Annotated in this window: 20 protein-coding genes; 14 read left to right on the top strand and 6 right to left on the bottom strand. The window is 65.6% G+C overall.

All coding sequences use genetic code 11. From position 1 onward, the window contains the following. Window positions 1-34 precede the first annotated feature (34 nt). The 5 genes from hglS to EDD25_RS05440 form a co-directional block, all read right to left on the bottom strand. A complete protein-coding gene (gene hglS / locus EDD25_RS05460) occupies window positions 35-1432 on the bottom strand; it encodes a 2-oxoadipate dioxygenase/decarboxylase (RefSeq protein ID WP_134172392.1) in 1398 nt (465 codons plus the stop codon). Window positions 1433-1475: 43 nt separating this feature from the next. Further along, a complete protein-coding gene (locus tag EDD25_RS05455; RefSeq protein ID WP_134172391.1) occupies window positions 1476-2669 on the bottom strand; it encodes an NAD(P)/FAD-dependent oxidoreductase in 1194 nt (397 codons plus the stop codon). Window positions 2670-2798: 129 nt separating this feature from the next. Next, window positions 2799-3515, bottom strand: a complete 717-nt coding sequence (locus EDD25_RS05450) for a GntR family transcriptional regulator (protein ID WP_166671202.1) — start codon at window positions 3513-3515, stop codon at window positions 2799-2801. 26 nt (window positions 3516-3541) lie between these two features. Next, window positions 3542-4207, bottom strand: coding sequence for a GntR family transcriptional regulator (locus EDD25_RS05445; RefSeq protein WP_241986288.1), 666 nt, complete (start codon window positions 4205-4207; stop codon window positions 3542-3544). Window positions 4208-4620: 413 nt separating this feature from the next. After that, window positions 4621-6159, bottom strand: a complete 1539-nt coding sequence (locus EDD25_RS05440; protein WP_166671201.1) for an ABC1 kinase family protein — start codon at window positions 6157-6159, stop codon at window positions 4621-4623. Between the two features lie 338 nt (window positions 6160-6497). Between EDD25_RS05440 and EDD25_RS05435 the strand changes: the two genes are divergently transcribed. The 6 genes from EDD25_RS05435 (at window position 6498) to EDD25_RS05410 (ending at window position 17409) form a co-directional block, all read left to right on the top strand. Continuing rightward, window positions 6498-8114, top strand: coding sequence for an isocitrate lyase (locus EDD25_RS05435; protein ID WP_134172388.1), 1617 nt, complete (start codon window positions 6498-6500; stop codon window positions 8112-8114). Between the two features lie 365 nt (window positions 8115-8479). Then, entirely contained in the window at window positions 8480-9757 is a 1278-nt protein-coding gene (locus EDD25_RS05430) for a hypothetical protein (RefSeq protein WP_134172387.1), read from the top strand. A gap of 104 nt (window positions 9758-9861) precedes the next feature. Further along, window positions 9862-10824: an ATP-grasp domain-containing protein gene (locus tag EDD25_RS05425; protein ID WP_134172386.1), complete on the top strand. Its 963-nt coding sequence runs from the start codon at window positions 9862-9864 to the stop codon at window positions 10822-10824. Window positions 10825-10901: 77 nt separating this feature from the next. Then, window positions 10902-11933, top strand: coding sequence for a nitronate monooxygenase (locus EDD25_RS05420; RefSeq protein WP_134172385.1), 1032 nt, complete (start codon window positions 10902-10904; stop codon window positions 11931-11933). 39 nt (window positions 11934-11972) lie between these two features. Beyond that, the gene (locus EDD25_RS05415) at window positions 11973-16070 is read left to right on the top strand and encodes a Pls/PosA family non-ribosomal peptide synthetase (protein ID WP_134172384.1); all 4098 of its coding nucleotides are present in this window, start codon (window positions 11973-11975) and stop codon (window positions 16068-16070) included. A 10-nt stretch (window positions 16071-16080) separates the two neighbouring features. Next, window positions 16081-17409, top strand: a complete 1329-nt coding sequence (locus EDD25_RS05410) for a M1 family metallopeptidase (RefSeq protein ID WP_134172383.1) — start codon at window positions 16081-16083, stop codon at window positions 17407-17409. 83 nt (window positions 17410-17492) lie between these two features. On the opposite strand, the gene EDD25_RS05405 is transcribed toward EDD25_RS05410, so the two are convergent. Then, complete coding sequence (locus EDD25_RS05405; protein ID WP_134172382.1) at window positions 17493-18110, bottom strand: 4'-phosphopantetheinyl transferase family protein; 618 nt, start codon at window positions 18108-18110, stop codon at window positions 17493-17495. Window positions 18111-18175: 65 nt separating this feature from the next. Here EDD25_RS05405 and EDD25_RS05400 point away from each other — a divergent pair, with 65 nt between their 5' ends. The 8 genes from EDD25_RS05400 (at window position 18176) to EDD25_RS05370 (ending at window position 26816) form a co-directional block, all read left to right on the top strand. After that, on the top strand, window positions 18176-19192 hold the full coding sequence (locus tag EDD25_RS05400; RefSeq protein WP_134172381.1) for a magnesium and cobalt transport protein CorA: 1017 nt from the start codon (window positions 18176-18178) through the stop codon (window positions 19190-19192). A 115-nt stretch (window positions 19193-19307) separates the two neighbouring features. Beyond that, window positions 19308-23078 carry an AAA family ATPase gene (locus EDD25_RS05395; RefSeq protein WP_241986289.1) on the top strand — a complete coding sequence of 1257 codons (3771 nt, stop codon included), beginning with the start codon at window positions 19308-19310 and terminating at the stop codon, window positions 23076-23078. 10 nt (window positions 23079-23088) lie between these two features. Further along, window positions 23089-23295 carry a hypothetical protein gene (locus EDD25_RS05390; protein ID WP_134172380.1) on the top strand — a complete coding sequence of 69 codons (207 nt, stop codon included), beginning with the start codon at window positions 23089-23091 and terminating at the stop codon, window positions 23293-23295. A gap of 174 nt (window positions 23296-23469) precedes the next feature. Further along, the gene (locus EDD25_RS05385; protein ID WP_134172379.1) at window positions 23470-23664 is read left to right on the top strand and encodes a hypothetical protein; all 195 of its coding nucleotides are present in this window, start codon (window positions 23470-23472) and stop codon (window positions 23662-23664) included. Then, window positions 23661-23825, top strand: a complete 165-nt coding sequence (locus tag EDD25_RS17440; RefSeq protein ID WP_166671144.1) for a hypothetical protein — start codon at window positions 23661-23663, stop codon at window positions 23823-23825. Before EDD25_RS05385 ends, EDD25_RS17440 begins: the two co-directional genes overlap by 4 nt. 81 nt (window positions 23826-23906) lie before the next feature. After that, window positions 23907-24908, top strand: coding sequence for a substrate-binding domain-containing protein (locus EDD25_RS05380; RefSeq protein WP_134172378.1), 1002 nt, complete (start codon window positions 23907-23909; stop codon window positions 24906-24908). 67 nt (window positions 24909-24975) lie between these two features. Continuing rightward, window positions 24976-26028, top strand: coding sequence for an ABC transporter permease (locus tag EDD25_RS05375; protein WP_134172377.1), 1053 nt, complete (start codon window positions 24976-24978; stop codon window positions 26026-26028). Then, window positions 26025-26816 (top strand): ATP-binding cassette domain-containing protein, encoded by a 792-nt coding sequence (locus EDD25_RS05370; RefSeq protein ID WP_134172376.1) that lies wholly within the window; start codon window positions 26025-26027, stop codon window positions 26814-26816. The genes EDD25_RS05375 and EDD25_RS05370 overlap by 4 nt, the downstream gene beginning before the upstream one ends. Window positions 26817-26946: the final 130 nt, after the last annotated feature.

Below are 26946 nucleotides of genomic sequence, written 5' to 3'. Positions count from 1 at the left end.
GAGAATTGGCTCCTGTTCTGAATGCTGCTGTTGTTTAGTACGTGACGTCCACGCCGAGGCGCTGGGCGAGTGCGGTAACGGATGCGTCCTGCTGGCGCTGGTAGAGATCGGTCGGGTCGAGCACGGTCGCACCGACGATTAGCGACATGCGATCGATGTCGTAGTCGGTTCCGGTCTGTCCTTCGTCCTTGGAACCCTTTTCGGTGAGGTTGGACTGAAAGATTCCCGCCGCCGACCGGGGGAGAAAATCCTCATAGACGATGGGTTCCGGTGTGACTATTCCGGCCGCGATGAGCGACTGCAGCGTCACGGCACACACAACGGGGTCCGCTGACAGCGCCTCCTCGTTTATGGTGAAGGTGAAAAAAGCCAGGCCCTGTTCTGCCAAATCCTGCTCCGTGTGGGGCAGGTGCCGCTCCCACACGGTTCTCGCAAGATCGACTCGAGTTTCATGAGGATGGTCCGCAAGCAGCCGGTCGGTCTCTGCCACCATGTCGTCGTAGAGAACCCGGCCGGCCGCAGTGAGGGCGATCCCACGGGCCTCAACCTCACCGAACCGAACCCGCAGCTCCCCGTCGTGCACCGTGCCATCGGAGTGACGGAACACCCGGTTCTCACCCAAGGCACGAAACGAGGTTTGGCGTAGCAGCACATCCGGTCCCGGCCAGCGGGGTGGGCCCTGAATCTCGTCGATCATGGTGATACCACGCGATTGCATGCGCTCATAGAGGCCGTCGATATCCAGCACGCGCGGGGTGAGGTGATTGATGTGGGTCGTCGTGACGCCACCAATATCGGCGGCCACGGCGGAGACGGCTTCGAGCCTTCGATACCACTCGAGATCGACGGGTTCGTCCGAGAGCTCGAAAACAGCTGTGGCGAGGGTCAGGAGCCGCTCCGCATCCGCTTCACCCAGAGATTTCTCGGCCGCTGCGCGGTCGGCGAGAGTGAGTAACTCCTCGCCAAACAGCTTGCGCGCGCCGATGAAGGCAGCCAGCTCCTCCTGCAACGTCGGAGTGAAAAAGCGAGGATCTTCAGCCGCGAGCATCGATGTGAATACGCGAAAGGGATTGCGGGCCAGCTCCTCGGGGTCAACGGGGCGGAAGGCCGTGGAGACCACGGGGACCGCACTCGATGAGGCATCACGCAGGTCGTAGAAGCCCACGGGGTACATGCCGAAGGCGGCAAAGACACGGGCGACCTGCGCCATTTCCCGCGGTGAGCCTACTCGTATGGCCCCGTGCCGTTCGGCGGTGACCCTGGAGATGCTGCCGAACCGTTCTGCGCTGGCTCCGTGCCGCTCAAAGAAGTCACGGTTGACCTCGGTGGACACGCCGACGAGAGTGTTGTAGGCCGGCACCTCGGCGCCGTACATCACCGACAGTCGTCGGGCGAATTCTGCCCTCAGTTCCCACGATTCCAGATATTTCATGCTGTCCCTTCGCTGCGTCGCGACAAATGGAAAGTTCGGTCGTTTAGATGATGTGTACTTCATGCAGCAGCTGATTCGCATTGCGAAACCGGTCTGCAGAGAACACGCCCGCATCCATGAAAGGTTCCTGCCCCAGATAGAGGTCCCGCATGAGCTCTCCAACAGCGGGCCCCTGCAAAAACCCGTGCCCCGAGAAACCAGTCGCGTAGAAGAACCCGGAGACGCGGTCGGAACCCCCAATAAGCGCGTTGTGATCTGGCGTGTTCTCGTAGAGGCCAGCCCACCCAAATTCGAGGTCGGGGTTTTCCAGACTCGGCGCACACACACGGGCCGCCGCATTGAACTCGGGCAGCCAGCCGTAGGAGAACTCTCGGCTGAAGCCCGGGGACTGATTGGTGTTGGAGATGCCGAGGAGCATGCCGTTGTAGTAATTGTGAAAGTAGAGCGTCGTGGAGAGGTCCAGGGTGAAGGGCACCGCCGGAAAAGGGCTGGCGTGCTGGCGAGTCATACCGATTTGCCGCCGTACCGGAGTCACGGGCAGTGGCACGCCGACCATATCCCCCACCCGACGAGACCACGCGCCTGCACAGCAGATGACGGAGCCTGCGCGAATGACGCCACGGTTCGTGGTGACGGAATCGATTTGACCGTTGGCCGTTCCGACGTCCATGACCTCCGTGCGATTCAGGATGGTGACGCCCAGGCGCCGGGCTGCTGCGGCATAGGCGTCGACGACCCTGCCGGGCTCGGCGAAGCCATCATTCGGCGAATAGGAGGCTCCGATCAGGCAGTCCTGCTGCACAAATGGGTTGATCTCGGTGGCTTCGCGCGGAGAGATCATGCGACTGGTGCTGCCGAGTTCGTTTTGAATGGAGGTGCTGCGTTCGCAGTCGGAGACCTCGGCGCCGCTGCGACAGAGGAATAGGTAGCCCACCTTGCGCAGCCCGATGTCGGTCGAGAACTCGGCCGCGAAACGCTCATAGGCCCGCAGGCTTCTCTGCCCGAGGAGGATGTTCGCCGGATCTGAAAAAGTGGCGCGGACCCCGCCCAGGGGCTTGGCCGAGGACCCGGAACCGAGTTCGGCCTGCTCGACGAGAACGATATTGCGAACCCCGGCCTGGGCCAGGTGAAAGGCAATACTCGTTCCCATGATGCCGCCGCCGATGATGACGACCTCTGCTGCTGCCGGCTGGCACGCCCCGTGTGCGAGCTCCAGCGAAATGACCTGGCTCGTCATCTGCACTCCTTCGTCAGGTCAGGCAATTCAAGGCCTGACGATCGGTAACGTGTTATATACAACCAGATTCGGGCAAGAATACGTCCACGTCAAGTACCAGTTTTCGCCGCGCGTTGAGACTGCCGGTTGTCAGCCGATGAGTGAGTGCCAAATCACGAGGGCGCCAGCGACGTCGTCGCTATCGTCGTCAGTGGAGCCTTCTGCCGTCGTGCCCCGCTCAAGGCGCAGCGCGTGTTGGGTGAGCAGGAGGCCGGTATGGGTAAGGTGTTCCATCATGGCCTGCATGGCAGCGGCCGCGTTTCCGTCGGTGATGCCGGTGATGATCGGCTCGTGTTCCGCCTCAATCGCGGCGAGCGATCGGCCCGCGGCAGTGGTCGCCGGCCCCAGGATGCGCATGGTTTCTCGAAGCCGGAGTACGGTGTTGCGTGCCCGGTCGTTGCCGGCGGCTTCGAGGATATGGTCGTGAAAATTGAAGTCGTGACGAAAAAACCCTTCCTCATCGCACTCCGCTGCGCGCTGGTGAGCCGCCCGAAGATCGTCCCGAAGCGTGCTCGCTAGCCCGGAATTGGCGGTGCGAGAGACTCGCCCCACAGCGTAAACCTCGAGTGCGAGGCGGATCGCGAAGATTTCGACCACGTCCCTGGCAAGAGGGCGCACGATGCTGAAACCACGGTTTCGCTCGATTCTCACAATGCCGGCTTCGGCCATCCGGAGCAGGGCTTCCCGTACCGGGCTGCGGGACACCCCCAGCTCGTCGGCGAGCTGCACAATCGAGTACATCGTCGCCGGTGCCAATGTCCCATCGTGGATGGCCTGCGTGATCAGCCTGCTGACCTGGTCAGTCAAAGATCTTCCATCGACCGATTGCATCATCAGGGGTTGGAGTGATTAAGGTGCGCGGTCATCAAGGCTTCAGCCCTAACTCGGTCTCCGGCCAAGACTGCGTCCAACAGGGGGCCGTGTTCGGCGGCGCTGTGGGCGAGCTGCCCCCGTTCAATCAGTCGATAAGTGTGGCTGATTCGGCTTTGGTCGCGGAGGTTCTCGATTATCTCGACCAGCCGGCGGCTGCCGAGCAGGCCCACCATCCCGAGGTGAAACTGTTGGTCACGTTCCAAATACTCGGCGAGATTATCCGGACGGGAAGCGGTGGCCACCGCTCGCTCAAGTTCTTGTAGCCAGGCTTTGTCAGCAGTAGAGATGGCGAGTTCGGCGACTCGGCCGACAGCGGTCACCTCGATGAGTCGCCGAAGGTCATAGACCTCGCGTTGGTCCGGCACCGTCATCTCGACGACTCGAAAGCCGCGGTTTCGAACGAGTTCAAGGAGCCCCTTGGCGGCGAGGGCCATCATCGCCTCGCGCACGGGGCTGTTTGACACGCCCAGCTGGCTGGCCAGCGCGTTCGCTGAGTAGATCTTGCCCGGTTCCATGTCACCTGTCATCAGCGCTCGGCGGACGATGGACATGGCCTCATCTTTCTTCGTACTGCGGTCAAGCCCCACTCCGGACAGGCCAATGACGGGATGCGGGGACTTGGACATTGTGCTCCTCAACTCGGGAAATTTAGGACGAGGTCAACGCGCTGTCCGTGCCTGCCTGTCGCCGTGAGCGTGTCGATAGCGGACGAATGTTGCGTGAATCAGGACGAGAAATGCTTGACAACCACGCACCGTTCACTCTTGTGATGTTAGTTATCGACAACCGATTACGTATTACACGTTACGCGTGAAGTCGCCGTGTCGGTCTATCCACCAGAAAAGCGGCACCGTGAATCTCACGAGCCTGAGCGCTTCCGCTCCGAGCGCCGTCTTCGTCGCCGTCTCCTGGATGCCACTCTTCCTTTTCGGGGCCCCGCTCCGATCACTCGTGAATGCGTCACAGCAGATCGGTGGGTATCGGGGCACCTCGCTGTGCAGCGGGATCGCCGCCGCGGCTCGGTCCGCCCGGCTGGCGGTCACTCGCGGCGGTGCGAGAGCAGCCTGCGGTCCCGCCGATCGGCGAGGAGTCGCACATTGACGTTGAGCTTGCCGGTCTCGAGCGCGAGGCCGATCTGATCGAAGCGGCGCGGTAGCCGGCGGATGCTGGGCAACAGGGCTAGCAGCTCTGTTGTTCCGATTTCACGCAGGTTGGCCGGGGCCATCTGATCTCGAATTTGGCCCGCGGCGAGGGCGCGCGCTTCCTCCAACAGGTCGAACTCGGGCAGGGTGGAGCGCAGGGTGCCCTCGAGGACGGCCAGGGCGCGGGCCGCCGCGATGAATTCCGCGGGCACCGCCAGCGAGTATTGGACGAGGATCGCGACGAGAGCATCCACGGTCGTCACGTCGACGCGCGCCCCCGGGCCGAGCTCAAAGGTGATGAAGACGCTCAGGTCGCGGCGAAAACCGCGCTCGTCGGCCCCGTCCCTCAGGGGGGCGAGGGCGAGGAGACCGTCGGCAATGAGCTGGGTGTCGGATTGCAGGAACGCGATGAGTAATTCCTGCACCGCCTCCCGCAACTGCAGATCCAGCCGGCCGACTGACCCGAAGTCGACCAGGGCCGGCTGTCCGTCGGCGAGCAGCATTATATTTCCGGGGTGCAGGTCCGCGTGATAGACCCCATCGAAGACGATCTGGCGTACAAAAGCACTCAGGATCACACGCATGGCGGCGGTGAGCTCGGCGGGTGCCGCATCCGTTCTCTCATTGAGAGAAGCGAAGGTATCGCCCTCGAGAAACTCCATGAGAATGACGCGATCGGTTGACAATGCCTCGACGAGTTCCGGAAGTCGCAGCTCCCCGGAACGTGCGCAGCGGGTCTGCAACGCGCGCAGCGCCATGAGGTTGCGCGCCTCAAGCCGGAAGTCCAGTTGCCGTATCAGGTCGGCGCCATACTGTGCGGCGGCGGCCTTGATGCCGAGTGCCCGCGCCTGCGGTGATGACAGGCTGAGCGCGTTCACCATGCGCAGGGCGATGTCGACATCGCGCCGCACCTCTGGCACGATCCCGGGGCGCTGAACCTTGACGGCCACCACCCGGCCCGACTTCAGTGTGGCGCGATGCACCTGACCAATGGATGCCGCGGCGACGGGTTCGCGGTCAAACGACGAGAAGAGACTCTCCAGTGGTGCGCCGAACTCCGCGACGAGCAGGGTTTCGACGTCCTGCCACGGAGCGGGTGTGACGGAATGCTGCAGCTGGGAGAGCGCCGATACGAATTCTTCGGGGAGGGCATCCGTTCGGGTGGACATGAGCTGGCCCATCTTCACGAAGGCGCCGCCGGCCTCCTCCAGCGCACGGCGCAGTCCCTCGGCCTGCACCAGGCGTTTTGCGGCACCGCTCGGTGCTGTACTGAAGTCAAGCGTGCGAATCGGGAGCAGGCCGTTCTTGCGAGCGATGCCCATGAGCTGCGCGAATCGCCGGCCCCGGCCGAGCACCGACACCTTCCGCACTGCCGCACTGCGATCAGTGACCAACGACAGGCGAGGGACGGCGATGCCGAGTGCCTCGTTCGCCATGACAACTCTCTCCTCGCCCGGTACGACGGGCATATGTGTTGCATCATGCAACCACGGCTGGCTGGACATGAACCGGGACACCAGCTGGCCGCAACCCTGGGATCCAGGCCGTCGGGCGCGAATCGTCGATGCCCCGTCGAGGGCATTTGTGGTACTTTTTCCGGCTTCGTGAGCTGTCGGTCCGTGGTTTTTTTCTCAAACGCAGAAGAAACGAGAAAGTTCTGCCGAGAAGAACGAACATCAGGACTTGTTCTACGAGAGTCTGTAATCAGCAGCCGATAGAGGCCGCCACATTTTTTGTCCAGGCTCACCGCACCTCACCAGTCGAAGGAATGCACATGACCACTTATCAGGACGACACCGAGGCCATCGAAGCCCTCAAGCAGCAGATCGGCAGCAGCTGGGACGCGATCAACCCCGAGTCGGTAGCCCGCATGCGTGCCCAGAACCGTTTCAAGACCGGCCTCGAGATCGCCCAGTACACGGCCGACATCATGCGCAAGGACATGGCGGAGTACGACGGAGACTCCTCCATCTACACGCAGTCCCTTGGCGTCTGGCACGGATTCATCGGCCAGCAGAAGATGATTTCCATCAAGAAGCACCTCAAGACGACCAACAAGCGTTACCTGTACCTCTCCGGCTGGATGGTCGCCGCGCTCCGCAGCGAGTTCGGCCCGCTCCCTGACCAGTCCATGCACGAGAAGACGGCCGTTCCTGCGCTGGTCGAGGAGCTCTACACGTTCCTCCGCCAGGCTGACGCTCGTGAACTCGACCTGCTGTTCACCGGCCTCGACAATGCCCGCATCGTCGGCGATGACGCCAAGGTTGCTACGATCCAGACGCAGATCGATAACTTCGAGACGCACGTTGTGCCGATCATCGCCGACATCGACGCAGGATTCGGTAACCCCGAGGCCACGTACCTGCTGGCCAAGAAGATGATCGAGGCTGGCGCCTGCGCCATCCAGATCGAGAACCAGGTCTCGGACGAGAAGCAATGCGGCCACCAGGACGGCAAGGTCACCGTTCCTCACGAGGACTTCATCGCCAAGATCAACGCCGTGCGTTACGCGTTCCTTGAGCTCGGAATTGAGAACGGCATCATCGTCTCGCGCACCGACTCTCTCGGTGCCGGCCTCACGCAGAAGCTCGCCGTGACCAACGAGCCCGGCGACTTGGGCGACCAGTACAACTCTTTCCTCGACGTTGACGAGATCACCGAGGCCGACCTGGGCAACGGCGATGTTGTCATCAAGCGCGACGGCAAGCTGCTTCGCCCGAAGCGTCTGGCCAGCAACCTCTTCCAGTTCCGTCCCGGAACCGGTGAGGCCCGTTGCGTGCTCGACAGCATCACCTCGCTGCGCAACGGTGCGGACCTGCTCTGGATCGAGACCGAGAAGCCGCACATCGGCCAGATCGCCGCGATGATGAACGAAGTTCGCAAGGAGATCCCGAACGCCAAGCTGGTGTACAACAACAGCCCGTCGTTCAACTGGACGCTCAACTTCCGCCAGCAGGCGTACGACGCACTGCTCGCAGAGGGCAAGGACGTGTCGGCTTACGACCGCGCCAAGCTCATGAGCGTCGACTACGACGAGACCGAGCTTGCACAGAACGCCGATGAGAAGATTCGCACCTTCCAGCGCGACAGCTCAGCCGAGGCGGGTATCTTCCACCACCTCATCACCCTGCCGACGTACCACACGGCGGCGCTGTCCACCGATGACCTGGCCAAGGGCTACTTCGCTGACCAGGGCATGCTCGCCTACGTCAAGGGCGTGCAGCGTCGCGAGATCCGCGAGGGAATCGCCACGGTCAAGCACCAGAACATGTCGGGATCCGACCTGGGCGACAACCACAAGGAATACTTCGCCGGTGAAGCCGCGCTGAAGGCCGGCGGCGTGAACAACACGAGCAACCAGTTCGACGAACCGGCTCTCAGCAGCCACTAAGTCGATAGCCTCCTCGAGGTAGCACCAGAGAAGCCCCCGTCACACGATGGGGGCTTCTCTGATTTTGCGGGGGGGTCGACCGCCAGCTCATGCCGCTCTCGGACGTGGGGCTGCAGCGGGAGATCAATGGGGAGCTGCAGGTTCTGGCTGTATTCGATGTCGGATGCTTCGCCGGTGAGGCAGGCGTGTCGCGGTCGTGCGGTTTGAGCGCAATTAACAGGACACCCGGGCATCGTGTGGGCTTGTTCACGATCCCGGGTGCGCCCCGGGTGCGGGGGGGGGGGGGGGGGGGCATCGGCCGGAAGGACTGCTCGCCACGCTGACCCCGATAGCCTGAGTCTCACTGGCGGAAAAAGGAGATTGGCGTGACTCTGATCTACGCCTCGCTGCTGAGCGGTGTGATCATGGCCGTTGGGCTCTCCGCCATCGTGCCGCAGGCGACGCTGCTGGCGGGGGTGCTGACCCTGGCACTGGCCGTCGTCGGTCTTTTTCTCGTGGGCCGAAACCAACGCATCATCGCCTCCGTTTTGATGTCGATCGGTGTCGCGGCACTGCTGGTGGCCATCGGTCTCGGTGGCAGGGTTGATGCCGGCGACGTGCTGTCGGTCAATCAGGACCTCATCGGAATGCTCACTGCCGTGTCGTTCCTGCGACTGATCACACCCGTTTCGCCGCCCACCCTCACGCGGCTGCACGGGCGGATGGCGGTGGCCCGCACGGCGCTCACGACGCACCTCCTGGGCTCCGTCATCAACATTGGAGTCGTCAGCATCGTGGGGGACAACCTTCGGGGGCGGGGGCCGCTGCGCCTCGCCGACGCGGCACTGCTGTCGAGGTCGTTCTCCGCGGCGGCCTTCTGGTCGCCGTTTTGGGCCGCCGGGGCGGCCGCGACCGCGCTGGTTCCCGGTGCGAACGCGCTCGTGCTCATTGTGGTGGGACTCTCGATGGCGACCGTGGCGGTTCTGCTGAGCCTGTGGGACGTTTTTCACCTGCTCGGGGAGGACCTTCGGGGGTATCGTGGCTACGCACTCAGCTGGGCGCTGATGCGCATTCCCCTGGCCCTCGTGGCCCTCGTCATTGTGGTCCACCGGATCTTTCCGCTCGCGTCGGTGCCCCGAATTGTTCTGGTGTCTGGCCTGCTCGTGACGCTCGTCGGGCTGATCATCGTCAACCGGCGCACGGCTCTGCGCGCGCTGGCCAGGCACGCGCGCCACGACCTGCCCACCCTCCGCGGCGAGGTCACCCTCTTCGCTTCGGCGGGCGTTCTGGCTGTCGGCCTGCGCGTGCTCTTCCCCCTGCTCGACCTGGAGCTGCCCCTGTCGACGTTCACCGTCGCGGTCGCCTGGGCCTCCATGCTCGTCATGATCCTGCTCGCCCTCGTTGGAGTTCACCCGGTTGTGTCGGTGGCCATCGTCGCCGCCCTCGTGATCCCCCTGCACCCCGACCCCACCCTGTTCACACTGGCTGCGTGCATCGGATGGGGGACGGGCACGGCCGTTGGCCCGATCACCGGCCTGACCATGCTGTTGAATTCTCGCTACGGGATCGAGAGCCTCGCTCTCACGAGGCAGAACCTCGTCTACCTCGGCGTTGTTCTGGTCGTGGCGTGGCCCGCCCTCCTGCTCTGCGCAGCACTCGTTTAGGGCCGATCCCTGTTGGCGACAGCGGCGCCTGACCGGCGCCGGAATACTGCGCTGCATGGCTGCCTTAGGTTTGAAGCACGCACGTTTTGCGAAAGGATTTCTCCATGAGACCGAGCCAGCCGAAGATCTACGCCCTGCACGAGAACCCGGAATGGTTCGGGCCGTTCGCCCGCGCCTTCGAGGCCGAGGGCATGGAGGTCGAGGAGTGGCTGCTCACTGACGGGGTTCTGGACCTCGATTCGGTGCCACCGGAGGGTGTTTTCTGGTCGCGCATCAGCGCATCCGCTCACACTCGTGACCACGGGTTGTCAAAGGATTACGCGCGGGCCGTTCTGGCCTGGCTCGAGGCCCACGGGCGCCGCACCGTGAACGGGCGCCGCGTTCTCGAGCTTGAGATGAGCAAGGTCGAGCAGCATGTGGCGCTCAAGGCCGCCGGCATCGACACCCCGCGCACGGTCGCCGCCGTGGGCCGGTCGCAGATTCTCGACGCAGCCCGCGGGTTCTCGGCGCCGTTCATCATCAAGCACAACCAGGGCGGCAAGGGGCTCGGAGTGCGCAAGATCGACAGCCACGACGAACTCGCCGAGTACGTGAACGGGCCCGACTTCGAGCAGTCACAAGACGGCATCACGCTCGTGCAGGAATACATTCGGGCGGCCGAACCGTTTATCACCCGGGCCGAGATCGTGGGCGGCGAATTCATCTATGCGGTGAAGGCCGACACCGCGCGCGGTGGTTTTCAGCTGTGCCCAGCGGATGCCTGCGCCATCGACCCGATCACGCGCGAACTGATTATGCCGGCCGGGGCCACCATCGCCCCCGTGGCCGGGCAGCAGCTGTTCAGCCTGCGGGACGATTTTGACCACACGATCATCGAGAAGTACCTCGAGTTCGGACGCCGGGCGGGACTTGAGGTGTTCGGGATCGAGTTCATCGAGGCGGAGGACGGCCGTGTTCTCACCTACGACGTGAACACGAACACCAACTACAACGCGGTCGTCGAGGCGGCGGCACCACGCTCCGCCCCGCAGGCCCTTGCCCGTTACTTCGGAGGACTCACCGCGTAGAAACGGGAGAGCCCGCAGTTAGCGGTGCGCCACACTGGCAGTGGGGTCGTGCCCGCGCACCCCACAAAGGAGAGCACGTGTTCATCCTGGCAGAGCTTGAGATACCCATCATTGCGGCGCCGATGGCGGGTGGCGCGTCAACGCCGGCGCTTGTCGCCAGCGTGGCGGAGGGCGGCGGACTGGGTTTTCTCGCGGCCGGATACAAGACACCCGAGCTGCTCGCACAGCAGATCCGCGCGGTACGAAGCCATTCGGCGCATCCGTTCGGGGTCAACGTCTTCGTGCCGCAGGCCCCCGCGAGCGACCTCGCCGGCGTGGAGCGCTACCGGCGTGAGCTCGAGCTCCGGGCGGCAGCGGCCGGTATTGACCTGCCGCCGACCAGGATCACGGACGACGACGGGTTCGACGAGAAGATCGCCCTGCTGTGCGAGCTGCGGGTGGCTGTGGTGTCCTTCACGTTCGGGCTACCGCCCACCCACGTCGTCGCGGCGCTTCAGGTCGCAGGCTCGATCGTTGTCGCCACCGTGACGTCGGTGGCCGAGGCCCGGCAGGCCGAGGCGCTCGGCGTCGACGCGCTCTGCGTGCAGGGCCCGGAAGCCGGGGGACACCGCGGCACGTTCGTCACCGAGAACGAACCCGAGACGATTCCGCTGCCAGAGCTCGTGGCCGCGATTCATGCCGAGTGTGGCCTGCCTCTTGTCGCGGCCGGGGGCATCCATGCGGGCGAGCAGATCGTGGCGCTGCTCGCGGCCGGTGCCACCGCGGTTCAGCTCGGAACGGCGTTCCTGCGCACCGATGAGAGCGGCGCGAATGCGGCGCATAAAGACGCACTCGCGGCGGCACGGTTTGACCGCACCGTGATCACGCGCGCGTTCTCGGGGCGCGCGGCCCGGGGCCTGCTCAATGCGTTCATTGCCGAGCACGACGCCGGGGCCCCGCGCGCCTACCCGCAGGTGCATCACCTGACGGCGCCTCTTCGAGCGGATGCCGCCCGTCGCGCCGACCCCGACGGCCTCGCCCTGTGGGCGGGCACCGGATTTCGTGCGGCACAGTGCGGCCCGGCCGCCGCCGTGGTCACCACGCTCTGGCGTGAGCGCCGCCTGCTTTAGGAGATCGCGGACGACTCGGTCACCGGGTGCCACGGGCTGATGGTACGCCAGCGCGCCCGGGTGACACCTCCAACCTCTAAACTGGGGCCTTGCGCGGCCGATGAGGGCGAGCGATATAGGGGAGCCCCCGTGAACCAGAGCACCACAGACGAGAAGCATCGCAACCGAAGCGGACACGCGCAGCGGGTGCTCGAAGCCGGGTCGCGGGTCACGCCTGCACGCACCCTCGCCGACATCCTCGCCGCGACCGCCGAGCTGCACCCCGAGGTGCTCGCGCTCGAAGACGCGGCCGGCGGCATCAGCTACCGCGGGCTGATGCTGCTCGTGAACGACCAGGCCATCCGCCTCAGCCGCAGTGGCGTGCGTCGCGGTGACAACGTAGGCATTCGCATCCCCTCGGGAACCCGTGACCTCTACGTCTCCATCCTCGCGACCCTGCTCGTGGGCGCCGCCTACGTGCCCGTCGACGCCGATGACCCGGAGGAACGCGCGCGGCTCGTCTTCACCGAGGCCGGAGTTGTGGGCATCATCGGCCCCAGGGCCGTGTTCGAGGTGCGGGACGTCGTCGACGGCGCCGCCCTCGCCGCCCGTGGCCTGCCCGCCAACGAAGACCCGGGCCTCGTCCTTCCCACGGGCATGATTCCCACACCCGACGATGACGCCTGGGTGATCTTCACGTCCGGCTCAACCGGCGTGCCCAAGGGCGTGGCCGTCACCCACCGCTCCGCAGCGGCGTTCGTCGACGCCGAGGCCGGCCTCTTCCTGCGCAACGAACCGATCGGGACCGGCGACCGCGTGCTCGCGGGCCTCTCGGTGGCCTTCGACGCGAGCTGCGAAGAGATGTGGCTCGCCTGGCGCAACGGTGCCTGCCTCGTTCCCGCCCCGCGCTCCCTCGTGCGCTCCGGGGCAGACCTCGGACCCTGGATCATCGCCCACGGCATCACCGTCGTCTCCACCGTGCCCACCCTCGCCGCGCTGTGGCCGCAGGACGCGCTCGAACGCGTGCGCCTCGTCATCTTTGGTGGTGAGGCCTGCCCGCCCGACCTCGTGGCCCGCATCACCGATCGCGATCGTGAGGTGTGGAACACCTACGGCCCCACCGAGGCCACCGTCGTGGCGTGCGGGGCACTGCTCGGCACCGAAAACCTCGTGCGCATCGGTCTGCCGCTCGACGGCTGGAACCTCGCCGTCGTTGATGCGTCGGGCCGGCGCGTGGCCGAAGGTGAAACCGGCGAGCTCATCATCGGCGGTGTCGGACTCGCCCGCTACCTCGACCCGGCAAAAGACGCCGAGAAATACGCCGCGCACGCCGGGCTCGGCTGGGAACGCGCCTACCGCAGCGGCGACCTGGTGCGCTTCGAAGCGGCCGGGCTCGTGTTCGTGGGGCGCGCCGACGACCAGGTGAAACTCGGCGGTCGCCGTATTGAACTCGGCGAGGTCGACGCCGCACTGCAGTCGCTCGCCGGGGTCGCCGGCGGCGTCGCCGTCGTGCAGACCACCCCGGCCGGCAACCACGTTCTCGTCGGCTACATCGCGCTGACCGCTGCCGGTCACGCGGATGCCCCGCACGGCTTCGACCGCGGCCGCGCCATGGACCGACTCCGCGAAGAACTTCCGGCCGCCCTCGTGCCCCTGCTCGCGATCGTTCCCGAACTGCCCACCCGCACGTCCGGCAAGGTCGACCGCGCGGCCCTGCCCTGGCCGCTTCCCGTGACAATCGATGAGGGCGGCGCGAGCGAGCTCAGCCCCACGGCCGGGTGGCTCGCCGAGAAGTGGGCCGCCATTCTCGGTGTTGCCGTCTCCGGCCCCGACGACGACTTCTTCGCCCACGGCGGTGGCTCGCTCTCCGCCGCCCAATTCGTCTCCGCGGTGCGCGAGCGTTTCTCCGAAACCACGGTCGCCGACATCTATGACTACCCGCGCATCGGTTCCCTCGCGGAGGAGCTCGACGCCCGCACACCCGGCGTTCCTGTTGTCACTCGACAGGTGCTTCCCACGCCGCGCGGCAGCCAGTTCGCCCAGACGCTGCTGGGGATCCCGTTGCACGCGCTCGTCGGCATCCGCTGGCTGGTCTACCTGGCCGTGGCGAACAACCTGCTCGCGGCCTGGGGCGCATCCACCGTTGTGCCTACGGCGTCATGGTGGGGCGTGCTGGCCGGGTTCATTCTCTTCGTCACTCCTCCCGGAAAGATGGCGATCTCGGTCGTTGCCGCGCGGATGCTGCTGCATGGCCTGAAACCCGGTAACTATCCCCGAGGCGGTTCCATACACCTGCGGTTGTGGCTCGCCGAGCAGGTCGCACTTCTTGTCGACGCACAGAGCCTGGCCGGGGCGCCATGGATCAGCTACTACGCCCGCGCCCTCGGCGCCCAGATCGGCCGCGATGTTGACCTGCACACGCTTCCACCCGTCACCGGGATGCTCTCGATCGGGTCGCAGGCCGCCATCGAACCGGAGAGCGACCTCGCCGGGTACTGGATTGACGGCGACATTCTGCGCATCGGCCACGTGCACATCGGCGCCGATGCGAAGATCGGCTCCCGCAGCACCCTGCTCGGCGGCGCTCACATCGGAAACGGCGCCCAGATCGAACCGGGCGCGGCCGTGAGCGACGCCGTACCGGCCGGGGAACGCTGGGCCGGATCGCCGGCCCGCCGCGTGGGCTCGGCAAAGTCGTCCTGGCCAGCCGCCCGCCCGAGCGCCGGCCGCCGCTGGCTCGCCCTGTTCGCGGCCGGATCGATCACCCTGACCGGTATCCCGGCGCTCGCGATCGGGCTCGGGGCGCTGCTTCTCGGCCTCGCCATCGGCAACGCCGACTCGCTGGGCTCTGCACTGCTGCGCGCCGCCGCCATGATGCCTGTCGCCGTTGTCGTGGGCGGCGTGTTCTACGCGCTGCTCGTGATCGGCGCGGTGCGGTCCCTCAGCATCGGGCTCCGGGAAGGCTATTACCCGGTGCGCAGTCGCATTGGCTGGCAGGTCTGGATGACCGAGCGACTGCTCGACGGCACCCGCGACGTGCTGTTCCCCCTCTTCGCGAGCCTGTTCACACCCGCGTGGCTGCGGCTGCTCGGAGCCAAAGTGGGACCGGGCGTCGAAGCGAGCACCGTTCTGCTGATCCCCTCACTCACGACCATCGCGCCGTACGCCTTCCTCGCCGACGACACCATGGTGGCGTGTTACGAACTCGGCGGCGGATGGTTGCACATCGGCCCGGCCAAGGTCGGTCGACGGGCGTTCCTCGGCAACAGCGGCATGGCGGGCCCGGGCCGTACCGTGCCCCGCAACGGCCTCGTGGCCGTGCTCTCGTCCACACCGCGCAAGGCCAAGCGCGGCTCCAGCTGGCTCGGCAACCCCGCGGCACGGCTGCGACGCACGACAACGGATGCCGACGAAGCCCGCACGTTCGACCCGCCCGTGCAGCTCAAGGTGGCGAGGACACTGTGGGAGATCCTGCGGCTGGTCCCCGCGATCGTTACCGCCTGGGTGGGCCTCGGCGTGCTCGGCGGCCTCGAGTGGCTGTGGATCACCCTCGGTCTCGGCTGGGCGATCACGCTGTCCGGCGTGGTTCTGCTCGCGGCGGGGGCGGTGGCCGCCGCCGCGACGACGGTGGCCAAGTGGCTGCTCGTGGGGCGGATCACCGCCACGGAGCATCCGTTGTGGTCATCGTTCATCTGGCGCAACGAGGTGTCGGACAGTTTTGTGGAGATCGTGGCCCGGCCGTGGTTTGCGGCGAAGGCCGCGGGAACGCCCGCGCTCGCCGTGTGGCTGCGCACCCTCGGCGCGAAGGTGGGCCGAGGTGTGTGGTGCGAGTCGTACTGGCTGCCGGAAGCAGACCTCGTGACCCTTGAGGATGGCGTGACCGTGAACCGCGGGTGCGTCGTGCAAACGCACCTGTTTCACGACCGCATCATGCAGCTCGACACGGTGGCCATGGGCGCAGGGTCGACGCTCGGCCCGCACAGCGTGATCCTGCCCGCCGCTTCGGTGGATGAGGGATCGACCGTGGGACCCTCCTCCCTCGTGATGCGCGGCGAACGTGTACCGACCGGTTCCGTGTGGTCGGGCAACCCCATTTCACCGTGGCACAATCCGCCGTGGGACGAGCAATTCGCCGGTGCCCAGCCGGCCATGAAATAGTTGGACGTTTATGCCTTCGACGACCCCGCCCAACTACGGCTCCGCATCGGCCGGAGACCCGTACACTCCAACGAGCGGCAACGGCGGCTATCTCGCTGAGCACTACGACCTCGCCCTCGATTACCGGGTGGCCACGAATCGACTCAACGCCACCGCAACCATCACGGCACGGGCCACGAGCCGGCTCGATCGCTTCAGCCTCGATTGCGCGGGGCTCACGGTAGACAAGGTGACCGTGAACGGGGTGGCGGCGCGGAAGATCTCCCAGGCCTCACGCAAACTGGTGATCACGACCGCGACGACGCTCGAGCCGGGGGAATCCTTCGAGGTTCTCGTGCGATACCGCGGCGCGCCCCACCCGGTGCGCAGCGCGTGGGGCGAGGTGGGCTGGGAAGAGCTCGACGACGGCGTGCTCGTCTCCGGACAGCCCATCGGCGCGCAAACCTGGTTTCCCTGCAATGACCATCCGAGTAACAAGGCCACCTATCGCATCAGCGTGACGTGCGAATCGGGCTACACCGTCATCTCCAACGGGCCGCTCGTGTCGCAGTCGGCTCGGTCGGGTCGTACGACCTGGACCTTCGCCGTGAACGAACCGGTGGCCACCTACCTCGCCGCCGTGTCCATCGGGCGCTACCGCCGCCGGGACCTGGCCGCCGCACCGGTGGCGCAGAGCATCTTCTTCCCCGCGAACCACACGAGCAAGGTGGCGACCGACTTTGGGCGCCTCGGCGAGATGATCACGTTCTTCTCCGAGAAGTTCGGGCCGTACCCGTTCTCGTCCTACTCCGTCGTGGTGACCGACGACGAGCTTGAGATTCCTCTGGAGGCCCACGGCCTCGCCGTGTTCGGGCGCAATCACGCCGACGGTGAGCACGGCAGCGATCGGCTTATCGCCCACGAACTCGCACACCAGTGGTACGGCAACAGCCTCACGGTGTCGCACTGGCGGGACATCTGGCTGCAGGAAGGCTTTGCCTGCTACGCCGAATGGCTCTGGGAGGAGCAGCGCGGGGGGCTGACCGCCGACCAGAACGCCCGCGCGTACCGCAACGAGCTCAACAAGCTGCCCAAAGACCTCGTCGTGGGAGACGCCGGTCCGCGCGACATGTTCGACGACCGGGTCTACAAGCGCGGGGCGCTGGCACTGCATGCCATTCGCGTGTCGCTTGGCGACGAGGCGTTCTTCTCCGCACTTCGGGCGTACACATTGGCCTTTCGACACGGCCACGTCACAACGGATGCCTTCATCACGTTCTTCGCCGAGCACACCGGCAGCCGCGTTATCGGCACGTCCATTGACCGGTGGATCCGCCAGGCCGCCCTCCCCATCCTCTGACCCGCGCCCGGATGCGCGGCCGCGCCCGGTTTCGGTGGTCGCTACACCGGTTACCGTAGCGACCACCGATTTCGGGGGCGGTTTCAGGGCGCGGGATCCTCCTTCGGCAGATGAGCGAGTGTTCCGACGAGGCCCGCGTGCCCGAGGGTGATGGGCGTCAGGCGAACGTGGGTCATGTCGACGCGCGCACCGGGCCAAGAGAGGGGGGTGAGTCCGGCGACCGAAGGGTTGAGTTCGCGCGGGTCCACCCGCAGGCCGTCGCCGGTGAGCTTGAGAATGGCCTCTTTCCGCGTCCAGAGCACGGCACGGGCGTGATCGCCCTCGGCGGCAGCGAGGTGAGCCAGTTCGGAGCGTTCCGCCGCGTTGAAAGCCACCTCATCGAAGCCGGCGCGGCGCACGGCGGCAATGTCCTCGATGTCGATTCCCACGGGGCCGTCGAATGACACGGCCATGGCGGTAAGGCCGCCCGCGCGGCTCAGGCTGACGTGAACGGTATCGGCGAGGTCCGGGGGAGCGGTGACGAACGGGCGACCGTGCTCGGTGGCTCCGCAATACGCACAGTGCTGCGTGATCTCGATTCCGGCCCGCTGCAGCATTGCCGCGTCGGCGACCGCCTCGGCCAATAGGGCATAATCGGCAGCCTTGGTGGTGCCGCGCGCGCGAACGCGCACCGTGACATCCGTTGGGTAGTTGTTCTGCACAGCCAGAGCCTATGCCGGTCGACCGAGCGACTGGTGGCAGAATGACAGCCATATAAGGGAGAAGAATGGCACTGATCGACAACGCGGTCTATGTGGAGGGGCAGCGGGTCGCGACCCACGACACGCTGCACGACACCTTCGCGGCCATGAAGGCGCACGACGGCTTCGCCTGGATCGGCCTGTACCGACCGAGCGAGGAGGAGATCCGATCGGTCGCCGCCGAATTCAACCTGCACGGGCTCGCGGTCGACGACACGCTGGCCGGCCATCAACGCGCGAAGATCGAGCGCTACACCGACACGTTGTTCATCGTGCTGCGACCGGCCCGATATGTCGACGCTGACGAGCGCGTGGAGTTCGGTGAACTGCACATTTTCGTTGGCCCCGATTTCGTGGTGACCGTGCGTCACGCGGAGTCGCCTGACCTGGCCAGGGTTCGCAAGCGCATGGAGGAGACACCGCACCTGCTCGCGCTCGGCCCGGAGGCCGTGTTGTACGCAATCCTCGACCAGGTCGTCGACGAATACGCCCCCGTCGTCGCGGGGCTCCAGAACGATATTGACGAGATCGAGGATCAGCTCTTCGACGGTGATCCCGCGGTGTCGCTGCGCATTTACGCCCTGTCGCGTGAAGTGATCGAGTTCCAGCGGGCGACCCAGCCTCTTGTGGCCATCTTTGAGTCCGTGCAGCGCGGATTCGACAAATACAACGTTGACCTCGAGCTACACCGCCACCTGCGCGACGTACTCGATCACGCCCTGCGGGTGGTCGAGAGAGCGGATGCCTTCCGTCAGCTCCTGCAGAGCGCCCTCACCGTGCACAGCACCCTCGTTGCCCAGGCGCAGAACGACGAGATGCGCAAGCTGGGCGAAACGGGTCTCGCGCAGAGCGAGGAGGTGAAGAAGATCTCCAGTTGGGCAGCGATTCTCTTCGCCCCGGCCCTCGTGGGAACCATCTACGGCATGAACTTTCGGAATATGCCAGAACTCGACTGGACGTACGGGTACCCGCTGGCCCTCGGCCTCATGACTGTGCTTGGCGTCGTGCTCTACCGCGCCTTCAAGAAGCGCAATTGGCTGTAGGCCTGCGGCGCGAGTTTGGGCCAATCGGGCGCGCGGCTTGACAAATCCCGTTGAAAACGCACGAAACCCCGGCCGCTTGACGACGATTGCCATGTTCGGCACTTAGGGTATCCCTGTGTGGCACCTCGATAGAAAACAAGACGACGACGATGTGCTGTCGAAGTACGCGGACGTCCCCTCACCCGACCCGCAAAACTCGACCAGCCCGCACGCGCTGAGCCTGGGTGATCCCTCGCTCGTGGCCGGCAATATCGCTGAGCCGGCCTGGCAACGCTGGCGCGACGAACTCGGGCAGCTCGGCGGTCGTTCCCCGCTGTTGCACTTCAGCGACAGCCCGCGCACGCGCATCGAGTTGAGCGCAACCCACCCCGGTGGTCTTCCGCAATTCATATCCGGCAAGACCACGCTGTTGTCCAACCTCATTCGTGACGAGCTGGCGCTTCGCAACGCACGCCTCGCCGCCAACGAAATCACCCAAAAGGGCATTGAGCTGCGCTCGATGCGCGGCATTGAGTCGGTCAATCTGGGAATCGGTCTCGCCGAGTGGCGCTTCAACGACGTGGACTTTCTCGCGCCGGTGCTGCTGCGTCCGCTCGCCATCCGTCGCTACGGTCGCGACTATGAACTCAAGCTCAAGGGTCAGCCCTTCCTGAACCCCGAGCTCGCCAGGGCCCTGCACGACCAGTTCCAGATCACCCTCGACGCGGACGCCTTCGTGGCCCTCGCTGTGACGAATGGGGCCTTCAAACCGCAACCGGTGATCGACCGGCTGCGCGGGTTGACCTCGCACCTGCCATGGTTCCAAGTCGTGCCACGCCTCGTGGTGTCATCGTTTGCCGACGTGGGACGCGCCCTCGCAGCCGATGCCCGCAAGCTTGAGCACCCGCTGCTCGATGCCATGGCCGGCAATCACAACGCTCGCCAGAACGTTGAAACCGCGTATAACCCCGTCGTACCGATCGGCCAGGACGCCCGCCCGCCCGCCACCGACGTGTTGCTGCTCGACGCCGACCCCGAGCAGGAGAACGTGGTGGCGCAGATCGCCGCCGGCAATTCCCTCGTGGTGAAGACCCTGCCGGGCACCGGCGGAACCCAGACGATCGTGAACGCGATCGGCTCCCTCATCGCCCAGCACAAGCGTGTGCTCGTGGTGAGCGCCCGCCGATCAAGCCTCGACGGCATCGCCCACCGCCTCGTGCAGGTTGGCCTGCCCGGAGTGGCCGTCACTCCGCGTACCCTCAAGCGTGACCTGATTCAGTCCATCACGCGCAACGAGAAGGCCACCCAGCCGCGCGTCAGCGACGTTGACGACGCCCTGGTACGCCTGCGTAAGGTGCTGCTCGACTACCGTTCGGCGCTGACCCGGCGCGACTCCGCTCTCGGCGTGTCGGTACTGGACGCGCTCGGCGAGCTCGCTCGCCTCGCCCAGCTTTCCCCTCCGCCCGCCACCACCGCGCGCCTCGACCGGAACGCGTTGGAGCTGCTCGCACACTCGCGTCCGGCAGCCGCCGCGACGCTCATCAAGGCTGCCGCCCTCGGTGAATTCCGCTACGGCCCCGGAGACTCGCCCTGGTACGGCGCGTCCTTCACCTCCACAGCGGATGCGTCGAACGCGCACCAGCTCGCCAAGCGCATCGACCAGACAGAGCTGCCGCGCCTACTCGAACGTGCCGCTGGCCTCGTGGGCCAGACGCGTCTGCGCCCCTTCGAATCCATCGCGGAGCTCGGTGTCTATCTGCGTCTGCTGCTCGATATTCGGGAGACGCTCGACAAATTCCAGCCGGCGGTCTACGACCGTTCGCTCACGGAGCTGATTACCGCCACCTCGTCCCGCCGCGAGTCGTCCGAGATGACCTCGGCCAACCGGCGCCGGCTGCGCAAGCTGGCCGACGAGTATCTGCGTCCCGGCGTGCGCGTCAGTGACATGAACGAAAGCCTGCATCGCATTCAGCAGCAGCGCACCCTGTGGCAGCGGTATGCGGCGGCTGGCGTTACGCCGGAGGTTCCGGTGGGTATCAATGACGTGCACGTCGCCTACCAGCGCGTCTCCGAAGACCTCGGCCTGCTCGACGTTCCGCTCGGCGCCACCGGCACGACGCGTGCGCTCGTGTCCCGCCCGATCAAAGAGCTGATTTATACGGTCACTGGTCTCGCCGCGGACAGCGAGGTGCTCGCGAATCTGCACGAGCGCACCGCGCTGCTTGCGACCCTGCGCGAGAACAACCTCGACCCGCTTATGACGGACCTGTCGCAGCGACACGTGTCCGAGCAGAACGTGGCCGCCGAACTCGAACTCGCCTGGTGGCAGTCCGTGCTTGAGATCATGCTCTCGGGGGACCGCGCCCTGCTGAACGCGAACACCGGAGTACTCGACCGCCTCGAGGCCGATTTCAAGCTCGTGGACGAGGCACATGCATCCGCTACCGGTCAGCTCCTGGCCTGGCTGCTGGCCGAAACCTGGAAAATCGGCGTCGTGGACTGGCCGGAAGAAGCCGACCAGCTGCGTCGCTTGCTGCGCGCCGACCGCGCCACCCCCGCGCGCCTGAACGATGTGGCGCCGCACCTCGGTAGCGTGCTTGCGCCGGTGTGGCTGGCCTCGCCGTACGAGATGGCGGGAATCTCCGATCTCATCAACTTCGATACCGTGCTGCTCGTGGATGCCGGTGCGACGACCCTTGCCGAGAATGTGGGTGCAATTCGCCGGGGCAAGCAGATTGTGGCATTCGGCGACCCGGTCACCCAAACCCCTTCGCTGTTTGAGACCGGCATCCGGGACCTGGCTGAACCCGGCTCCGAACCAGCCTTCACTGTCGACGCGATGCACGCCGACTCTGCGCTCGCTCGCCTCGGTGAGCTGCTGCCCACGCTCACCCTCACCCGCAGCTACCGGGCCGGGGGAGAGGACCTCGCCGAACTCGTGAACCACCGTTTCTACGGGGGGCGCATTGACTCGCTCCCGTGGGCGGGCAGCTATCTCGGGCACGGAAGCCTGAGCATCAACTATGTGGCCGGCGGTCGCGGGATGCCCGATGCTGACAGCGGCGCCATTGAGAGTGTCGATGCCGAGGTGGTGAAGGTCGTCGAACTCGTGCTCGACCACGCCGTCAAACGCCCACGCGAATCGCTCATGGTCATCACGGCGAGCGCGCGGCACTCGGTGCGCGTTCACCAGGCCGTGCTCGCCGCTTTCGCCAAGCGCACCGACCTCTCCGACTTCATCCTGAAGGACCGTGCCGAGCCGTTCACGGTGCTCACCCTGGAACAGGCGGTCGCGCAGAGCCGTGACCGGGTCATCTTCTCTATCGGCTACGGCCGCACGCCGCACGGGCGACTCCTGTCCAACTTCGGTTCGCTCGGCGAGCCGGGTGGCGAACGCCTGCTCGCGATCGGCATGACGCGCGCCCGTCGGTCCATGGACATCGTGTCGTGCTTCCGCCCCTCAGACATCGAGGCGGACCGCCAGCGTCACGGTATTCTGGCCCTGGCCCAAGTGCTCAGTGAAACCGAGGCGCGTGGCGTCGAGGTACAGGTGCCCGATGCGAGTGAATCCATGCTCGTCGACCTCGCCGGCCGCCTCGAACGTCTCGGCCTCACGGTGACCCTCGGCCACCGTGGCAAGCTCGCCCTCGCGGCCTCCCACAACGGTCGTGCCATCGTTGTTGAAACGGATGCCGTGGTCGGCCGCGCCAGCCTGCGTGAGTCCCTGAGGCTTCGGCCTGAGGTGCTGCGTCGCCTCGGCTGGCACTACCTGCGTGTGCACAGCTTCGAGCTGTTCAGCAATCCCGATGCCGTCGCCGCCCGTGTGGCGTCCATCGCGGGCCTGCAGCCGACGAGCGCCGCAACCGGCCCGACCGCTCAGATCGATCCCCAACGACCCACCGAGTGATGGCGATCCGATGACGACGGACAACCCGGGCACGGAACGCCAGCCCATCATGCGGCAGACGGGGAAGGCGCGCCGCGCGAAGCTTCTGCCCGCACCCGATACCGATCCGAACCCGCATCCGCCGGTGTTGCGGGAAGAGGGCGGTATCGCCGACGGCGGTGCGGCCCCGAGTGCAAACGACGCACGCCTGCGACAGGACCGCCCGCCGCACTGGTAGCCGAGAAACGGAAAGATGCAGTAGCACCGCTGCAGCTTTCCGGAGGCTGCGGTTGGCCGTCGGTCGAATCGACTCGCATGTGGGCCACGCCACCATCCATGCGAGGCCCGAGCCCGGTGACTTTGACCGGTTCCAGCCCGGCGCCGAACAGGCATGGGATACGATGATTTGAAAGTGATCGAGGCAAAGAAGTTCCTACAGGCCTGCATCGGCGGGACCGCCGAGAACCCCAACATCCATGACGCGGTCGCCTCGGCCCGTGTTATCAGGGCCACCGACACGTCGGTCGAGTCCGGCGTCCGGGTCACGATCCCCGAGATGACCGGAAGCACGGCCGCGATCCGTGAGACAGCGAGCGTGGCCCGATGAGCGCTGCAGCCTCCGCCGTGAAGATTGCCGGAGCACCGATCTCCTGGGGCCTGCGCGAGGTCCCCGGGTGGGGTCACCAGCTCGTACTCGCCGAGGCCACCGGCGTTCGGGGCTACGACGCCGCCAGCTCGGTTCCAACCGAGCTCCCGAGTGCCGGCTAAGCCAGCGCGTCCACTTTTCTTTCCCCATAACCGCTGCGTTATATACAGCCCTCGCAAATATTCAAAGGAGCATATTTTCCCATGTCACGATATTTCGGTGCCCCCACCCGCCGTCTCCGCCGCGGCCTGCTCGTCGCCGTCGCCGTCGCCGTCACCGTGCCGCTTGTGTTGAGCGGATGCACGCCCACGGCGGGGACCACGTCCGGCAAAGCCGCCGATGCTGGCGATCGCACGTACGCTCTTGTCGTGCACTCCGTGCCCGGCGACCCGTTCTGGGACGTCGTGAAGTCAGGGGCCGAGGCCGCAGCCACGTCCGATGGCGCCACGATCACCTACCAGGGCAACCCCGACCCGCAGAAACAGAGTCAGCTGATCGAGACCGCAATCGCCGACAAGGTCGACGGCATCATCGTCTCCATGGCCAACCCCGAGGGAGTGCAGGGTGCGATTGCCGACGCCGTGGCCGCCAAGATCCCGGTCATCACCATCAACTCGGGCTCCGAACAGTCCGCCGCGTTCGGCGCCATGACCCACGTGGGCCAGAGCGAATTCCCCGCCGGGCAGGGCGCCGGAAAGCAATTCAACGATGCGGGCGTCCAGAATCTCATCTGCATCGTGCACGAGGCCGGTAACAAGGGCCTCGAAGACCGCTGCGCCGGCGCGACCGACAGCTTCGGCGGAACGGTCAAGAACATTCAGGTGGACGTCGCAAACATTGCCGATGCCCAGAACACGATCAAGAGTGCGCTTCTGGCCGACCCGAGCATTGACAGCGTCCTGACGCTCAACCCGGCCATCGCCGTCGCGGCCTCACAGGCCGTCGCCGAGGCCGCGAGCACTGCCCAGGTGGGCACCTTCGATGTCTCCTCCGACGTCACGAGCCTCATCGAAGAGGGTAAGATTCTCTTCGCGATCGACCAGCAGCCCTACCTGCAGGGCTACCTGCCCGTGACCTTCTTCGGCCTCTACTGGAGCAACGGAAACGTCGTCGGCGGTGGAGCTCCGGTCTACTCGGGCCCCGGCTTCATCACCAAGGAGAACGCCGCACAGGTAGCCGAATATGCTGTAAACGGGACCCGCTAGGGCGACAGCAGCTGCCGACGATCACCCCATCCGCACGGCTCGCGATCCTCGCGAAGAACGGAACCCCATGAGTACCACCCTTGCCTCGCCAGCCAAGGACGTGCAGGACGAACGGCTGGCTCGCACCGGACCGATCGTTCTGCTGCTTCGCCGCCCCGAGATCGGCGCGCTCGTGGCAGCCCTGGGAATCTTCGTGTTCTTCTCCGTGTTCACCAATTCATTCCTCTCCCCGGCCGGGGTCTCCACATGGCTGTTCTCGGCCTCGCTCTTCGGCATCATGGCCGTTGCCGTGGCGATGCTCATGATTGGCGGGGAATTCGACCTCTCCGCGGGCGCCATGACCGGAACCACGGGACTCGTCGTGGGCGCGTTCACCACGCAGTACGGCATGAACATCTGGGTCGCCATGCTGATGGCCCTGGGAGTGGCCCTCTCGGTGGGGGCGTTCAATGGATTCGTCGTCATGAAGACCGGGCTGCCGAGCTTCATTGTCACCCTGGGAACCTTCTTCATCCTGCAGGGTGTCAACCTCGCCGGCACGAAACTCATCACCGGGCAGGTCGCTATCCAGGGCATGTCTTCGGTTCCCGGATTCGATACCGTGAAGAGCATATTCGGATCGACGGTGCAGATCTTCGGGCTCAACCTCAAGATTTCGATTTTCTGGTGGATCGCGATCACGGCCATCGCCACGTGGATTCTGCTGCGCACGAAGTACGGCAACTGGATCTTTGCCTCTGGTGGACAGGTGCAGAGCGCCCGCCAGACCGGCGTGCCCGTGGTGAAAACCAAGGTGGGACTCTTCATGACCACGGCCGGCGCCGGCTGGCTTGTGGGAATGCTCTCGCTCTTCGACGTCTCGACGGTGCAGGCCACAACCGGCATCGGCCAGGAGTTCATCTACATCATCTGCGCGGTGGTGGGCGGGTGCCTGCTCACCGGAGGCTTCGGCTCCGCGATCGGTGCGGCCATTGGCGCGCTCATCTACGGCATGACGCTGCAGGGGATTGTGTTCGCCCAGTGGGATAACAACTGGCTCAAGGCGTTCCTCGGCGGGATGCTGCTGCTCGCTGTGCTTGTCAACCTTTATGTTCGTCGCCAGGCAGGAGCCAGAGAATGAGTGCTGAGCAATCCGTACCGCCAATACTTGAGGTGCGCAACATCGGCAAGAGCTACGGGTCGATTATCGCCTTGACCGATATCTCCACGTCGGTCGGATTCGGCGAAGTCGTCTGCGTGCTCGGCGACAACGGTGCCGGTAAGTCCACGTTTATTAAGATCCTGGCTGGGGCTCACGACTACACGTCCGGCTCGCTTCTGCTCAACGGCACGGAGAAACGATTCACCGGGCCCCGCGACGCGCTCGACGCGGGCATCGCCACCGTCTACCAGGACCTCGCCGTTGTGCCGCTCATGCCGGTGTGGCGCAATTTCTTTCTGGGAGCGGAGTTGTACGCGGGTTTCGGACCATTCAGCAGCCTCAAGGTGCGCGAGATGAGGGCCATCACCAAGCGCGAGCTGCGAAAAATGGGCATTGACCTGCGCGACGTCGATCAGCCCATTGGTACGCTCTCCGGCGGTGAGCGCCAGTCCGTGGCGATTGCGCGGGCCGTGTACTTCGGCGCCAAGGTCGTCATTCTCGACGAGCCCACATCCGCGCTCGGTGTGAAGCAGGCCGGGGTGGTGTTGCGATACGTGGCGCAGGCCCGTGATCGTGGCCTCGGCGTGGTTTTCATCACACACAACCCGCACCACGCCTACCCGGTGGGGGACAAATTCCTGCTGCTCAAGCGCGGCATGAGCCTCGGCGAGTTCGCGAAGAAGGACATTGAGATCGCCGAGCTCACGAGGCTCATGGCTGGCGGCGCCGAGCTCGAAGCACTCGCGCACGAGCTCGAGCGCGCCTGACGCCCTCGACGTACACACGACATCGCGTCTCGCCCCACCGTGCGGAGGCGCGGCGCCGCGCGGCGAGGTTGCGGGGTGCCGGTCGCTACTTCAGGACGAAGCCGGTGCGCCTCGTCGGGCCCCCACGTGA

The organism is Cryobacterium psychrophilum, assembly GCF_004365915.1.
Classification (GTDB): domain Bacteria; phylum Actinomycetota; class Actinomycetes; order Actinomycetales; family Microbacteriaceae; genus Cryobacterium; species Cryobacterium psychrophilum.
The sequence above is the reverse complement of the archived record's forward strand: the minus strand, read 5'-3'. Positions and strand labels throughout refer to the sequence as shown.

Excerpts from the sequence above, each read along its gene's own strand:
- EDD25_RS05440 (WP_166671201.1), bottom strand. The coding sequence starts at position 6,159 with ATGGCGAACGAGGCACTCGGCATCGCCGTCCCTCGCCTGTCGTTGGTC.
- EDD25_RS05445 (WP_241986288.1), bottom strand. The coding sequence starts at position 4,207 with ATGTCCAAGTCCCCGCATCCCGTCATTGGCCTGTCCGGAGTGGGGCTT.
- EDD25_RS05370 (WP_134172376.1), top strand. The coding sequence starts at position 26,025 with ATGAGTGCTGAGCAATCCGTACCGCCAATACTTGAGGTGCGCAACATC.
- EDD25_RS05425 (WP_134172386.1), top strand. The coding sequence starts at position 9,862 with ATGAGACCGAGCCAGCCGAAGATCTACGCCCTGCACGAGAACCCGGAA.
- EDD25_RS05435 (WP_134172388.1), top strand. The coding sequence starts at position 6,498 with ATGACCACTTATCAGGACGACACCGAGGCCATCGAAGCCCTCAAGCAG.
- EDD25_RS05410 (WP_134172383.1), top strand. The coding sequence starts at position 16,081 with ATGCCTTCGACGACCCCGCCCAACTACGGCTCCGCATCGGCCGGAGAC.
- EDD25_RS05400 (WP_134172381.1), top strand. The coding sequence starts at position 18,176 with ATGGCACTGATCGACAACGCGGTCTATGTGGAGGGGCAGCGGGTCGCG.
- EDD25_RS05380 (WP_134172378.1), top strand. The coding sequence starts at position 23,907 with ATGTCACGATATTTCGGTGCCCCCACCCGCCGTCTCCGCCGCGGCCTG.
- EDD25_RS05415 (WP_134172384.1), top strand. The coding sequence starts at position 11,973 with ATGGTACGCCAGCGCGCCCGGGTGACACCTCCAACCTCTAAACTGGGG.
- EDD25_RS17440 (WP_166671144.1), top strand. The coding sequence starts at position 23,661 with ATGAGCGCTGCAGCCTCCGCCGTGAAGATTGCCGGAGCACCGATCTCC.
- EDD25_RS05455 (WP_134172391.1), bottom strand. The coding sequence starts at position 2,669 with ATGACGAGCCAGGTCATTTCGCTGGAGCTCGCACACGGGGCGTGCCAG.
- EDD25_RS05390 (WP_134172380.1), top strand. The coding sequence starts at position 23,089 with ATGACGACGGACAACCCGGGCACGGAACGCCAGCCCATCATGCGGCAG.
- EDD25_RS05375 (WP_134172377.1), top strand. The coding sequence starts at position 24,976 with ATGAGTACCACCCTTGCCTCGCCAGCCAAGGACGTGCAGGACGAACGG.
- hglS (WP_134172392.1), bottom strand. The coding sequence starts at position 1,432 with ATGAAATATCTGGAATCGTGGGAACTGAGGGCAGAATTCGCCCGACGA.